Source organism: Embleya sp. NPDC050154, assembly GCF_044460165.1.
Classification (GTDB): domain Bacteria; phylum Actinomycetota; class Actinomycetes; order Streptomycetales; family Streptomycetaceae; genus Embleya.
Genome location: NZ_JBITJP010000029.1, coordinates 43,027 through 57,069 on the forward strand (window position 1 = coordinate 43,027; position 14,043 = coordinate 57,069).

General features: G+C 72.1%; 10 protein-coding genes. 6 read left to right on the top strand and 4 right to left on the bottom strand.

The genetic code is table 11. The annotated features are described in order from the left end of the window. Window positions 1–160: 160 nt before the first annotated feature. Both mutM and ACIBSV_RS41540 read left to right on the top strand, forming a co-directional pair. A complete protein-coding gene (mutM, locus tag ACIBSV_RS41535) occupies window positions 161–1,039 on the top strand; it encodes a bifunctional DNA-formamidopyrimidine glycosylase/DNA-(apurinic or apyrimidinic site) lyase (protein ID WP_395872628.1) in 879 nt (292 codons plus the stop codon). A 26-nt stretch (window positions 1,040–1,065) separates the two neighbouring features. After that, window positions 1,066–1,668, top strand: a complete 603-nt coding sequence (locus ACIBSV_RS41540) for a hypothetical protein (RefSeq protein ID WP_395872630.1) — start codon at window positions 1,066–1,068, stop codon at window positions 1,666–1,668. A gap of 64 nt (window positions 1,669–1,732) precedes the next feature. Here ACIBSV_RS41540 and ACIBSV_RS41545 read toward each other — a convergent pair whose 3' ends face one another. After that, window positions 1,733–2,563 (bottom strand): CAP domain-containing protein, encoded by an 831-nt coding sequence (locus ACIBSV_RS41545; protein ID WP_395872632.1) that lies wholly within the window; start codon window positions 2,561–2,563, stop codon window positions 1,733–1,735. 352 nt (window positions 2,564–2,915) lie between these two features. Here ACIBSV_RS41545 and ACIBSV_RS41550 point away from each other — a divergent pair, with 352 nt between their 5' ends. Both ACIBSV_RS41550 and smc read left to right on the top strand, forming a co-directional pair. Continuing rightward, window positions 2,916–3,125 (top strand): hypothetical protein, encoded by a 210-nt coding sequence (locus ACIBSV_RS41550; RefSeq protein ID WP_395872634.1) that lies wholly within the window; start codon window positions 2,916–2,918, stop codon window positions 3,123–3,125. A gap of 349 nt (window positions 3,126–3,474) precedes the next feature. Then, window positions 3,475–7,131 (top strand): chromosome segregation protein SMC, encoded by a 3,657-nt coding sequence (gene smc / locus ACIBSV_RS41555; RefSeq protein ID WP_395872636.1) that lies wholly within the window; start codon window positions 3,475–3,477, stop codon window positions 7,129–7,131. A 66-nt stretch (window positions 7,132–7,197) separates the two neighbouring features. Here smc and ACIBSV_RS41560 read toward each other — a convergent pair whose 3' ends face one another. Further along, window positions 7,198–8,193, bottom strand: coding sequence for an LLM class flavin-dependent oxidoreductase (locus tag ACIBSV_RS41560; protein ID WP_395872638.1), 996 nt, complete (start codon window positions 8,191–8,193; stop codon window positions 7,198–7,200). A 201-nt stretch (window positions 8,194–8,394) separates the two neighbouring features. Between ACIBSV_RS41560 and ftsY the strand changes: the two genes are divergently transcribed. After that, on the top strand, window positions 8,395–9,579 hold the full coding sequence (ftsY, locus tag ACIBSV_RS41565) for a signal recognition particle-docking protein FtsY (protein WP_395872640.1): 1,185 nt from the start codon (window positions 8,395–8,397) through the stop codon (window positions 9,577–9,579). A gap of 73 nt (window positions 9,580–9,652) precedes the next feature. On the opposite strand, the gene ACIBSV_RS41570 is transcribed toward ftsY, so the two are convergent. Beyond that, window positions 9,653–10,345 (bottom strand): bifunctional DNA primase/polymerase, encoded by a 693-nt coding sequence (locus ACIBSV_RS41570; protein ID WP_395872642.1) that lies wholly within the window; start codon window positions 10,343–10,345, stop codon window positions 9,653–9,655. A gap of 288 nt (window positions 10,346–10,633) precedes the next feature. On the opposite strand from ACIBSV_RS41570, the gene ACIBSV_RS41575 reads away from it, so the two are divergent. Continuing rightward, window positions 10,634–12,130 carry a hypothetical protein gene (locus tag ACIBSV_RS41575; protein ID WP_395872644.1) on the top strand — a complete coding sequence of 499 codons (1,497 nt, stop codon included), beginning with the start codon at window positions 10,634–10,636 and terminating at the stop codon, window positions 12,128–12,130. Window positions 12,131–12,188: 58 nt separating this feature from the next. Here ACIBSV_RS41575 and ACIBSV_RS41580 read toward each other — a convergent pair whose 3' ends face one another. Continuing rightward, entirely contained in the window at window positions 12,189–13,778 is a 1,590-nt protein-coding gene (locus ACIBSV_RS41580; protein ID WP_395872646.1) for an ABC transporter substrate-binding protein, read from the bottom strand. Window positions 13,779–14,043: the final 265 nt, after the last annotated feature.

Sequence of the window (14,043 nt, forward strand, 5' to 3'; positions counted from 1 at the left end):
GGTCGCCGACCTCACGGTCGCCCGGCACGATCTCACCTACCGGCAGGCATTTTCGCATTCTCGGATCCGGCCCGGGCCGGCGTCCGTGTCGTGTCCCGTGCGTTCGTGTTCTCTCCAGTCGTGTCGTCTCCGGTTGTGCCGTCCCCAGGGGGAGTGCAAGGTGCCCGAACTGCCCGAGGTCGAGGTCGTCCGTCGCGGACTGGAGAAGTGGGTGGTGGGTCGCACCATCGCACACGTCGAGGTCACCCACGAGCGCGCCGTCCGGCGCCACCTGGCGGGCCTGGTGGACTTCGCCGACGCGCTCGCCGGTGCCCGGGTGCACGCCGCCCGCCGACGCGGGAAGTACCTGTGGCTGCCGCTGGTGGCGCCCGGTGCCGAGGCGCCCGAGGACGCGCTGCTCGCACACCTGGGGATGAGCGGCCAACTCCTGGTCCAGCCGCCCGAGGCACCCCGGGAGAAGCACCTGCACGTGCGGTTCGCCTTCACCGACGGCGGGCTCGAGTTGCGCTTCGTCGACCAGCGCACCTTCGGCGGGCTCGCGGTCGAGCGCGGCGGCGCCGAACTGCCGCCCTCGATGGCGCACATCGCCCGCGACCCGCTGGATCCGCTGTTCGACGACGCGCTCTTCCACGCGGCGCTGCGCCGGCGCAACACCGAGGTCAAACGCGCACTCCTGGACCAGACCCTGGTCAGCGGGATCGGCAACATCTACGCCGACGAGGCGTTGTGGCGCTCCCGGCTGCACGGTGCCCGGCAGACCGGGAAACTCACCCTCGCGCAGACCACGCTGCTGCTCACGTCCGCGCGGGACGTGATGACCGACGCGTTGGCGGCGGGTGGTACCTCGTTCGACAGCCTGTACGTCAACGTGAACGGCGAGAGCGGCTACTTCTCGCGCGGCCTGGACGCCTACGGCCGCGAGGGCGAGCCGTGCAACCGGTGCGCGACGCCGATCCGGCGGATCTCGTTCATGAATCGCAGCAGTTACTTCTGTCCGACCTGTCAGCGGACGCCACGCAAGGCGACGGTCGGGGCGTAGGCACCGGAACCCAGGGAGCGCGTGTCATGGGATTCAACGGGGACATCGTCGTCGTGCGTGGGGCGCGGCCGTTGTCCGAGTTCGCGCCGCACGTGGACACGGCGGCGCACCCGGCCCGGACGATGTGGGAGTCGTCGGACGGCTGGACCGCGACCCACGTGCGGCACGAGGACGACCCGTACGCCTTCGAGCGGCCGTGGTTGGAGGCGTTGGCGGCCAAGGCGGACTCGCCGGTGTTGGTGTGCTGGGTCTTCGAGACGCACGTCGCGCACGTCCAGGGGATGAGCGAGGCGGGCGCGTGGGAGGCGTGGCTGAATCCGGGGGAGGCGGCGGCGCATCTGGCGATGGGCCGACTCGAGGTGGAGGCGGCCCGGGCCGGCGCGGAGGTCTTCGACGACGACGGCGAGTTGCGTCGGCCCGAGCGCTATGCCCGACTGCGCGACGAGGTGGGCGAGGTGCTGGACCGGGCCCGCCCGAAGGTGGTCGCGGCGGCGGTGCGCTGGGCGCGGGCGGCGGGTCGGGCGGCCGGCGAACAGGCGGTCGACCTCGTGCTCGCCCGCAACCAGGGCGAATCCGGGTTGTACGTGTTCGGCCTGCTCGCGGACCGGCTCGGGGTGGGGCCGCGCTGAGGCGCTCGGCCGGCTCGGCTCGCGCCGAGGCCCGGCCCGGGTCCGCCCGGGCCGGGCCGTCGGGTCAGCGGCCGAACTCCTGGGTCCACCAGGGGCCGTTGGCGCCTTCCTTGATGCCGACCCCGAGCTTGGTCAGGCCGCAGTCGAGGATGTTGCGGCGGTGGCCGGGACTGTTCATCCAGGCGCGCATCACGGCGTCGGCGGTCTTTTGGCCGCGCGCTATGTTCTCCGCGCCCAGGTAGCTCACGCCGGCCTTCTCGGCGCGGTCCCACGGGGTGAGCCCCTCGGGTGTGTTGTGGTCGAAGTAGTCGCGGGCGGCCATGTCGGCGCTGTGCGCACGGGCCAGCGCGACCAGCTTGGCGTCGTTCTTGACCGGACCGCAGCCCGCGCTCGCCCGCTCCTCGTTGACCGCCGCGAGCACCTTGTCCTCGGGGCCGCTGGATGGGGTCGGGGTGCTCGTGCTCGGGGTGGGGGCGGGCTTGCTCGGCGAGGCGGTCGCGCTCGGGGTGCCGGCCGCGCTCGTGGTCGGTGCGCTCGGCACCGCGCTCGCGGAGGGCGTGGGGTCGGCGCTCGCGCCGGGCAGCGCGGTGCGGCCGGTGGTCGCCGCGCCCGGGAGCAGGCTTCGGGACGCTCCGTCGCCGGTGCGGTCGGCTCCGGCGGCGCCCGACGGGCCGGACCCGTCGGCGCCGTGCCCGGGCAACGGCTTGTCGGCACCGGCGACCCGGTTGCCGGAGGACTCGCCGGCCCGATCCGAGACGACCAGGCCGGCCACCGTCCCGCCGAGCGCGAGAAGGGCCAACAGGGCGAGCAGGGGGGCGACGCGTCGACGTCGGGCCCTCGCGCGTCGTCGACGCGGGCGGGCCGGGGTCGAGGAGGTGCGGCTGTGCCGGGCCATGGAGGGTTGAGTCACCTTCCGGCAGGGGATATCAGTTCACCCGAACGGGTGTCGTGCCGGAGTGACTCTAGGGCACGGCCGTCCGGAGTTGGCGGACAACCGGAATCTTCTTGACGGTGGAGGTCGAAAGATGATCTCGTACACCCAGCACGACAGCCGTCACCCCAGTCCGCGGTCGAACCGCGTTTGATCGGGTGAAGGTCTCGTTATCGTGCCGTTATGATATTGACCTCCTGCGTTTTTGGTGCGACGCTGGAAGCCCGCGCACCCTATCAGGAGCCTTGCGGCCGGGTGCCACATTTAGACCCGCGAATCTGCGTGGTCATTCATTTTCAGCGTGGAGGACCCTCTCATGGCGAAGGCGCTTCTCGGTTACGTCGGTGGCCCCGATCCCCGACTGCTCGCCGAGAATCGACGGCTCCAGCAGCGTGTTCGTGACCTGGAAACGGAACTCGTCCGTGCCCAGGAGCGTAACGACGCGCTCAACGCCGCCGCTTCGGACGAGCTGCTTGCCGGCTTCGACGTATCCGCGGCGGCGGAACCCGCGCTTTCGCGAGCGTAGGTCCGCGCAAGCGATAACCAGGGACGCCTTCCGGCGTCCCTTTGTCGTTTCCGGAGGTGTTCTCGAACCGCAGTGTGCCCCGAACCACCCGGTCCGAGAAGCCGGTTGTGTCTGCGAACCCGATGTCTGAGCGACTCGCTCTCCCGGGGTCCCGCGCGACCCCTGTGGCACGCACCACCATCCGCGCGCCCGGTACCTCGGTCTTCCCCCTGTGCCCGTCCCCGCCATGCCCCCTTGCGCCCACCCACTCGCTTCCAGCGGTTGATACCCCCATCCGGGGCACCCGACACGCCGTGGAAGGGACCGACCGGACGAATCGCCCGAGTGCCCCCGACTACTCTTTCGTCGCGTGCACCTGAAGAGTCTGACACTGCGTGGCTTCAAGTCCTTCGCGTCTGCGACGACGCTGCGCTTCGAGCCGGGGATCACGTGCGTCGTCGGGCCCAACGGCTCCGGCAAGTCGAACGTGGTCGACGCGTTGTCGTGGGTGATGGGCGAGCAGGGCGCCAAGACGTTGCGCGGCGGCAAGATGGAGGACGTCATCTTCGCCGGCACCGCCGGTCGACCGCCGCTCGGGCGCGCCGAGGTGAGCCTGACCATCGACAACGCGGACGGCGCGCTGCCCATCGACTACTCCGAAGTCACCATCACCCGACGGATGTTCCGCAACGGCGGATCCGAGTACGAGATCAACGGCAGCACCTGTCGCCTCCTGGACATCCAGGAACTGCTCTCCGACTCCGGTATCGGCCGGGAGATGCACGTGATCGTCGGCCAGGGGCGGCTCGACTCGGTGCTCCAGGCCGACCCGACCGGCCGACGGGCGTTCATCGAGGAGGCCGCAGGCGTACTCAAGCACCGTAAGCGCAAGGAGAAGGCGCTGCGGAAGCTGGACGCGATGCAGGCCAACCTGAACCGGGTGCAGGACCTGACCAACGAACTGCGCAGGCAGCTCAAGCCGCTCGGACGGCAGGCCCAGGTGGCCCGGCGGGCGGCGGCGATCCAGGCCGATCTGCGGGACGCGCGGCTGCGGCTGCTCGCCGACGACCTCGTGGGGCTCAAGCGAGCGCTGGCCGAGGAGGTCGCGGACGAGGCCGCGTTGCGCGAGCGGCGGACCGCGGTGGAGCGCGAACTCGGGGCGGTCCAGGTACGCGAGGCGCACCTGGAGACCGAGATGCGGTCGATGGCGCCGCGGCTGGCCCGGGCCCAGGAGACCTGGTACGCGCTGTCCGCACAGGCCGAACGCGTGCGCGGGACGGCAGGGCTGGCGCGGCAGCGGGTCAAGCACGCGACCTCGGCGCCCGCCGACGAGCGGCGCGGGCGCGACCCGGAGGAGATGGAGCGCGAGGCGGAGCGGATCCGCGAGCAGGAGGCGGAACTCGCCGCCGCGCTCGAGTCCGCGCAGGTCGAGCTGGCCGTGACGGTGGAGCGGCGCGGCGAGTTGGAGCGCGCCCTGGTCGAGGAGGAGCGCCGGCTCAAGGAGGTCGCCCGGGCGCTGGCGGACCGCCGCGAGGGGTTGGCCCGGCTGGTCGGCCGGGTCGGCGCCGCGCGCAGCCGGGTGGCCGCGGCGGAGGCCGAGATCGGTCGGCTGGTCGGCTCCCGGGACGAGGCACACGAGCGCGCGGCGGCCGCGCAGGAGGAGTACGAGCTGCTCCGGCTCGGGGTCGAGGGCGCTCCGCAGGACGGCGGCGGGTCCGCACTCGCCGTGATCGAGGCCCGGTTGGGCACGGCCGAGGAGGCGCTGGCCGAGGCCGAGGAGACGTTGACGGCCACCCGCGACGCGGAGAAGGAGGCCGAGCGGGAGCGCTCGGCGGTCACCGCGCGCAAGGAGGCGCTGGAGTTGGGGCTTCGGCGCAAGGACGGTACGGGCGCGCTGCTCGCGGCGGGGGACCGGTTGTCCGGCGTGCTGGGCACGGTGGCCGCGTTGGTCACCGTCGAGCACGGCGCCGAGCAGGCGGTCGCGGCGGCGCTGGGCGCGGCCTCGGACGCGATCGCGGTGACCGGTGTGCAGCCGGCCGTGGAGGCGTTGCGGCTGCTGCGCAAGGACGACGCGGGCCGGGCCGCTCTGCTGCTCGGCGGGGTCGCGGAGGCGGGGTCGGCGGCCGGGGGTCCGGCGCGGTGGCCTGCGCTGCCGGCGGGCGCGGTGTACGCGGCGCGTCTGGTGTCCGTACCGGAGCAGTTGCGCGGAGCGGTGGCCGGGCTGCTCGATCGGGTCGCGGTCGTCGAGGACCTCGCCGCCGCCGCGGACCTGGTGCGGGCGCTGCCCGGGGTGCGGGCGGTCACCCGGGCGGGTGATCTGGTCGGCGAGGGCTTCGCGCACGGCGGGTCGGCGAGCGCGCCGAGCCTGCTGGAGGTGCAGGCGGCGGTGGACGAGGCGGCCGAGCGGCTGGCCGAGCTGACCGGGCGGTGCGCGCGGCTGGGCGACGCGCTGGCGGATGCGGTGGCGACCCGGCGCGAGGCGGCTGCCGCGGTCGAGCGGATCACGGCACAACGACGCGAGGCGGAGCACAAGGCCGCCGCGGCGGCGCAGCAGTTGGGCCGGCTCGGCGGCCAGGCCCGGGCGGCGGCCGGCGAGGCGGAGCGGCTGGCGGGCGCGGTGGCCGAGGCCGAGGCGGCGCGGGCCCAGGAGGAGTTCAAGGTCGAGGAACTGTCGGCGCGGCTGGAGGCGGCCGAGGAGTACAACGCGGCCGAGGGCGACGAGGAACCGGACACCGCCGAGCGGGACCGGCTCGCGGGCGGTGCGAGTGCCGCACGGCAGGCCGAGATGGAGGCCCGGCTCGCGGTGCGCACGCACGAGGAGCGGGTGCGTTCGCTGGCCGGGCGGGCCGACGCGCTGGATCGGGGCGCGCGGGCCGAGCGCGAGGTGCGGGCGAGCGCCGCCCGGCGGCGGGAGCGGATGGCGGTGGAGGCGCGGGTCGCGGGCGCGGTGCTCGCGGGCACGGACGTACTGCTGCGCCACGTCGACGCCTCGTTGGCGCGCGCGGGGGCGGAGCGCGACGCGGCGGAGGGCGCCCGGGCCGCGCACGAGGCGGAGCTGGCCCGCGAGCGCGGCAGGTCCCGCGCCTTCGCCGCCGAGTTGGAGAAGCTGACCGACTCGGTGCACCGGGACGAGATGCTGCGCGCGGAGAAGCGGCTGCGGGTCGAGCAGTTGGAGGCCAGGTCGCTGGAGGAGCACGGGATCGAGGCCGAGGGCCTGTTGGCCGAGTACGGCCCGGACCAACTTGTGCCGCCGTCGCCGCCGGCCGAGGGCGAGGAGCGCGACCCGGACTCGCCCGAGGCGCTGCCGCGGCCCTACGTCCGGGCCGAGCAGGAGAAGCGGCTGCGCGCGGCGGAGAAGGCGCATGTGCAACTGGGCAAGGTGAACCCGCTCGCGTTGGAGGAGTTCGCCGCCCTGGAGGAGCGACACAACTTCCTGACCGAGCAGTTGGAGGATCTGAAGAACACCCGCCGCGACCTGATGACGGTGGTCAAGGAGGTGGACGAGCGGGTCGAACAGGTCTTCACGGCGGCGTACCACGACACGGCGCGCGAGTTCGTGGGCGTGTTCGCCCGGCTGTTCCCCGGCGGCGAGGGCCGGCTGATCCTGACCGATCCGGACGACATGCTGAGCACCGGCATCGAGGTGGAGGCCCGGCCGCCGGGCAAGAAGGTCAAGCGGCTGTCGCTGCTCTCCGGCGGTGAGCGCTCGCTGACCGCGGTGGCCCTGCTGGTGGCGATCTTCAAGGCCCGGCCCAGTCCGTTCTACGTGATGGACGAGGTCGAGGCGGCGCTGGACGACATGAACCTCCAGCGGCTGATCGGGATCTTCGCGGAGCTGCGGGAGAGTTCGCAGCTCATCGTGATCACCCACCAGAAGCGCACGATGGAGGTCGCGGACGCGCTGTACGGCGTCTCGATGCGTGGCGACGGGGTGACCACGGTGATCAGCCAGCGGCTGCGGCAGGAGGACCGGCGGGTCGCGTCCGAGCACGCGGAGCCGATGAGCGGGGTCGCCGCGAGCGGGTGAACACGAACGGCGGCCACACCCCGGTCGAGTCGAGGGTGTGACCGCCGCCGTGTGCGGGGCGCCGGGCTACTCGGCCGGCACGTTGCGCGGCATCACCTTGTCGTTGAACAGTTGCAGGCTGGCCCAGCCCGCGTCGATCGGCAGGCCGCCGACCAGCGGGTGCAGGATCAGCGCGTCGGTCAGGCCGCCGGCCTGGCCGATCTCGACGCACTCGTCGGGGGTGAGGCAGCAGTAGATGCCCTCCTCGCGCAGTGCGGCGACCGTGGTGGCCGAGGACTCGACCACCGACGCTATGTCGGGGGTCTGCCAGCCTGCGTACGTGGTGGCCTCGTGCAGGAAGTACTCGCCGTACTCCGCCCATGCCTTGTCCGGATCCTCGGTGCAGAAGATCATCCGGGTCTTGACCGGGGGCAGGATCGCGAAGCCGCCCTCGAAGCCCTCCTCGGCGGCGAGCTCGTAGTAGTACTGCTCGAGCTCCGGGATCGGCGCCGCGGCGTAGAACGGCAGGCGCAGTCGCACCGCGCGGCGTACGGACGCCTTGGCGGTGCCGCCGACCATGACCATCGGGTGCGGGTCGGTGAACGGCTTCGGGGTGACCCGGACGGTGGTGCCGCGGTACTCGAACGGCTCTCCGGTCCACGCCTTGAGCAGCGTCTCCAGCACCTCGTCCTGGATCTTCCCGCGCCGCTTCCAGTCCTTGCCCAGCGCCGCGTACTCCTCGGGCCGGTAGCCCAGGCCGGCGACCAGGGAGAGTCGGCCGCCGCTGATGTTGTCCAGGACCGCGATGTCCTCGGCCAGCCGGATCGGGTCGTACAGCGGGGCGAGCAGTGCGCAGACGATCACGCCGATCCGCTCGGTGGCGCCGAAGATCGCGCCCGCGGTGCTCAGCGGGGAGGGGCTCCACGCGTTGTCCGCGCCGTGGTGCTCCTCGAGGCTGATCATGTCGAACCCGTTCTTGTCCGCGAAGGCCGCCATCTCGACGGTGGCCCGATAACGCGCGGACATCTCCTGCCGGTCGAGACCGGGGAGGACCTGGTTGAACCGCAGATTCGTGACAGCCATGGAGCGTGAACACCTTCCGGGTCGAGCCGAAGCCGTCTCGGACACGTGTCATCTGCCGGACGGTGCTTGGCTCTGGCAAGCTATCTGACGCAGTGTCAGGATTCAACGGTCTTCCGGTCACGGCCGGGCGGCCGGACGCGGACCCGCCGGGAGCGGCCGGTCGCGGTTCGGCGCCGGGTGGTCTGGGAGACTGGAGGTCCTATGGAGACTGTGATCCTGATCGTCGTCATTGCCCTCGTCGTCCTCGGCGCCGCCGGCTGGTTCGTGGTCGGCTCGCGCCGCAAGGGCGCGCCGCCTGCGCCGCCGCGCACACCGGTCGAGCCGGGTGTCGGCGACGAGGCCGCCCCGCCCGTCGAAGCGCCCCGGCGCACCGTCGACACGGTCGATCTGCCGGAGACGTCGGTCGTCGTGCCGGCCGAGCCGGAACTCGTTCCGCTGGAGGTGCCCGAGCCGACGGCCGGGCGGCTGGTCCGGCTGCGCGCCCGGTTGGCCCGCTCGCAGAGCACGCTCGGCAAGGGCCTGTTGGCGCTGCTCGCGCGCGAGCACCTGGACGAGGACACCTGGGAGGAGATCGAGGACACCCTGCTGACCGCCGACGTCGGCGTGGCGCCCACGCAGGAACTGGTCGAGCGCCTGCGTACCCGGGTCAAGGTGCTGGGCACCCGTACGCCCGCGGAGCTGCGCGCGCTGCTGCACGAGGAACTGCTCACGCTGCTCGGCCCCGACCTGGACCGCACCCTCAAGACGGCCCGGCACACCGGCGGCGAGGGGGGCGACCGTCCGGCCGTGGTGCTCGTGGTCGGCGTCAACGGCACCGGCAAGACCACCACGACCGGCAAGCTCGCACGGGTCCTGGTCGCGGACGGCCGCAGCGTGGTACTCGGCGCCGCGGACACCTTCCGTGCGGCCGCCGCCGACCAGTTGCAGACGTGGGGCGAGCGGGTGGGCGCCCACACGGTGCGCGGGCCGGAGGCGGGCGACCCGGCCAGTGTCGCGTTCGACGCGGTCAAGGAGGGCATCGCCGAGGGCGTGGACACGGTGCTCGTGGACACCGCCGGCCGCCTGCACACCAAGACCGGCCTGATGGACGAGCTGGGCAAGGTCAAGCGGGTGGTGGAGAAGCACGGTCCGGTCGACGAGGTGCTGCTCGTCCTGGACGCCACCACCGGTCAGAACGGTCTGGTCCAGGCCCGGGTGTTCGCCGAGGTGGTGGACATCACCGGCATCGTGCTGACCAAGCTGGACGGCACCGCCAAGGGCGGCATCGTGGTCTCGGTGCAGCGCGAGTTGGGTGTGCCGGTCAAGCTGATCGGCCTGGGCGAGGGGCCCGACGACCTGGCGCCGTTCGAGCCGTCCGCGTTCGTGGACGCGTTGATCGGCGACTGAGCGGGTTCGAGCTGCGACGCCGGGCGGGCCGACACGGCCCGTCCGGCGTTTTCGGGTCCGGACCCGGGTGGCGTCAGGACGCCAGCCACAGTCCTCGGCCGGTCGACGACGCGTCCTTGCGGTGGCACGCGTAGGCCAGCGTACCGAGCAGCAGACGGGCCTCCGGGAGCGCCGGGTCGCCGCTCTCGGGCGGGCGGATCCACTCCACCGGGCCGAGCATGCCCATCGGCGACGGCGGCGCGAACACGTAGTCGCCCTCACCGTGGCAGCGCAGGTCCAGGACGGCGTCGTCCCAACCCATCTGGTAGAGCAGGTGGGGCAGTTCGGCCGCCGCGCCGGGGGCGACCAGGAACGCGACCCGCCCGGTCGGCGTGGCCAGCACCGGGCCCAGCGGCGTGCCCATGCGCTCCAGCCGGACCAGCGCCCGGGTGCCCGCCTGGCGGGGCACGCTGATCGCGTCGAAGACCCGGCCGGTGGGGACCACGACCGTGCTGTCCGGCCACTGCGACCACAGGTAGCGCACCGCGGCCGGCGACGCGGTGGCCCGCTCCGACCAGCGCGGGTCCGCCGGGTGCATGCCGGGCGCGGCACACGTGACGCGGCCGCACGAACAGTGGGTGCCGCGTCCGTCGCGTACCAGGTGCGCACCCTGGGCCACCGGCCAGCCGCGTTCCTCCGCGAACTCGGCCACCGCCTGCCACAGTGCGGCCCGCGTACGCCGGCGCGATCCGAGCATGATGTCCATGTCCTCCCCAACGGCACTCATTACGTTTGGTTACGGTGTGACCGCAGAACGTCATCTCGACGGCTGTCGGCTCCGCGCGATATGAACAGGACCGGTAGTCGTCGTCGACGCTGTGTCGATGATCAGTCAAACGCCGGTTCCCCCCTGGCGCGTCCCGGGCGCGTGGGGTGGCGAAGCCTGGCGTTTGGCGCATCGACCGACGCCTGCGCGCGAGTTGCGAATACGTTCGGCGAACGGGCCTGCGCGTACGGTTCCCATCGGGGCCCGACGCCTGACCGGCCGGACCGCTGAGGGCATGGGGGCGATGCGGTGGCGACGACGCGAACGCGGGACGGCGGGTCCGCGGACGAACACGAGCCGGACGGCGGGCGGCAACCCAACGACCGGCTCGCCGCGTGGTTCGCCCGCAGCGGGTGGTCGAAGGGCGAGCTGGCCCGCCAGGTGAACCGGCACGCGCGGGCGATGTCGGCCCCCCACGTGAGCACCGACACCTCGCGGGTGCGCCGCTGGCTGGACGGGGAACAACCGCGCGAGCCGATACCGCAGATCCTGGCCGAGTTGTTCACCCGACGCTTCGGTCGGGTGGTCAGCATCGACGAGTTGGGCCTGCGCGAGCCGGACGAGCCGCACGGCGACTTCGGCGTGGACCTGCCCTGGACGTTCGAGACCGTGGTGGAGATCCTCGGCGAGTACACCCGCGGCGATCTGCTGCTGGGCCGACAGGAGTTCGTCGGCCCGGCGCTGCGCCTGGCGGCGGGCCGCGATCTGGTCGAACCGCTCCAGCGCTGGTCGGCGCCGCTGCCCGCGACACCGAGCGCGCCGTCGATCGGTGTCGGCGACCGTTCGGGGCCGGCTCGCCCGATGCGGCTGCCGGCCGCCGCGACCGAACATCTGCGCGACTCGGTGCGGTTGTTCCGGCGCTGGGACATGCAGGGCGGCGGCGGGCTGCGGCGCAAGGCGGTGATCGGACAACTCAACGCGCTCACCGACCTGTTGCGCACCGAGCGGTCGGCCGCCGTCCGGACCCGGCTGCTCGGTCTGACCGCCGAACTCGCTTTGCTCGCCGGGTGGATGTCCTACGACACCGGCCTGCAACCGGGCGCGCAGAAGTACATGGTGCTCGCGCTGCACGCCGCGAAGGAGTGCGACGACGCGCCGTTCGGGGCCAACGTGCTCGGGGTGATGTCCCGGCAGATGATCCACTACGAGCTGCCCGAGGACGCGCTGGAATTGATCCACCTGGCCCAGTACGGCAGCCGGGACACCGGCGGAGCGGGGCTCCAGGCGATGTTGTGCGCGCTGGAGGGGCGTGCGTACGCCGCGCTGGGCGACGCGGATCGATGTAGGCGCGCGCTGGGCCTGGCCGAACAGGCGCTGGCCGACAGCCGGCCCGGGACCGAGCCGGACTGGATCCGCTACTTCGACCGGGCCGAACTGCTCGCCGAGAGCGGGCACGCGTATCGCGATCTCGCCTACACCCGACCGGCGTTCGTGACCCCGGCCGGGGAGCGGCTGGGCGAGGCCGTACGGCTGCTGCGGGGCACCGACGAGTTCGTCCGCAGCCTCGCGCTCGCCCGGGTGGGGCTGGCCACGGTGTTCCTGATCGAGAACGACCCGCCGGCCGCGGTCGAGCAGGCCGGCGCGGCGCTGGAGATCGCCTCCCGGGTGCGCTCCGAGCGGCTGATCGTGCGGTTGCGGCGCACCGTCGAGGCACTGGCCGGGCGCTTCCCGAGCGATCCCGCGGTGCGCGACCTGGCCGCCCGGGTGGCCCGCGAGCTGCCCGAGGCGCCGTTCCCCACCGCGTGACGCGCGTCGGCCCCCGCCCGCGCGAGGCGGACGGGGGCCGAACGGCGGGGAGGCGGGACTACTTCAGCCCGACCCGGTCCATGAAGAAGACGCCGGTGTTGTACTGCGCGACACCGGTGACCTTCTTGTTGAACAGGACCCCGATCGAGGACTCGGCGTACGTCCACACCGGCAGGTCGGCGGACATCGCCTTCTGCAGTTCCGAGTAGGCCTTCTTGCGGATGGTCGGGTCGGTCGAGTTGCGGCCGGTCACCAGGGCCGCGTCCACCGCCGGGTTGTTCCAGCCGATGAAGTTGGTCGGGCTCTTGGAGAACCAGTTGTTGAAGGCCAGCGGCTCGGGGTCGACCAGCCACTGCTGGAAGAGCATCGCCTGGAAGTCGCGGCGGAACGCGTACTTCTCGATGTAGGCGCCGATCTCCAGCGGTTCCAGCTTCATCGAGACGTTCTTGTACTCGGCGAGCTGGGTCTGCATCCACTCGGCGACCTTGACCGAGGACGGGTTCTGCGGCAGCAGGTAGTTGAACTCGACCTTCTTGCCGTCGCGTTCGAGCTCGTCGAAGAGCTGCTTGGCCTTGGCCTTGTCGGGCGCGGCCTGCGCGCTCGCCGCGTCGTAGAACGGCGACTTCTGGGCGAAGTAGCCCTTCGCGGGCACGTAGCCGTTGGCGAGGGTCTTGGGGATGCCGGCCGGGTCCAGGGCGAGGGTGATCGCCTGCCGTGCCCGCGGGTCGTCGAACGGCGGCTTGGTCATGTTGAACTGGATCATCTGGCCGCCGTCGACCGAGCGCTGGACGACGCCGATCGCCTTCTCCGCCTGCGCGATGGTGGCGTTGTCGGAGCTCACGAAGATGTCCGCGCCGCCGCTGTTGACGGTGTTGTACTGCTGCTTGACGTCCGGCACGTTCTTGATGGTCAGCTTGTCCAGCTTGGGCAGACCCTTGTCCTTCTGCCAGTAGTTCTCGTTCTTGACGTAGACCTGCTGGCTGCCGCGGGTCCAGCTCTCCAGCTTGAACGGGCCGGCGCCGACCGGCTTGTTGCGGTACTCGTCCGGACCCTTGGCCAGCGACGCGGGCGACGCGATGTAGGTCAGGTCGATCGCGATCGCGCGGTCCAGGTTGGCGTTCGGCATGCCCAGCGGGGTGATCTCCAGCGTGGTCTCGTCGACCACCTTGCTGGTCAGCCCGGCGGCTATCTGGCGGTGCTGGGACTGGGTCTCCGCCTTCGCGTGCATGTCCCAGTTGAACTTGACCGCCTCGGCGTTCAACGGCGTGTTGTCGGAGAACACGACCCCCGGCCGGAGCTTGAGCTGCCAGGTCTTGCCGTTGTCCGAGGTGGCCAGGCTCGCACCGAGGTGCGGCTTGACCGAGTTGTCCGCCGCGTCGATGTAGAACAGCGGGTCGTACAGTGCCGCCAGGCGCGGCTCGTCCGCCACCGCGACGGACGCGGCCTTGAACGGGTCGAGCGAGGCGGAGTCCTGGACGGCCAGCATGGTCATGCTGCCGCCGGACTTGGCCTCGCCCTGGACGGTCGACTGTTTGCCGCCCGAGGAGCCGGAGTCGTCCGATCCGCCACACGCGGTGGCCGTGATACCGAGGACCACCATCATCGAGACGAGAGCCGTGCGACGTGCGGTCGTGCGTCGTGCAGACAACGTTCTTGCCACCTCCGCCGGGAACAACACAAGTGGTGCCGGGAGCCATGAGCTGTGGAGCGGGCACTGCCGAATCGGTACTGCGTGCGGCACACCGTAGGTCCACTCGGCGCAACTTGCACGACCTGTAAGCCGATCTGTTACATCGTTACAGACAGTTGTCGAATCGTGTCGGGAGACCGGACTTTTCCGGCCCGGGAGGTGGCCGGGAAGCCCGCTCGCGGATTGCGAACGGGCCTCCCGGACACCCGAGGTGACGGTGTGT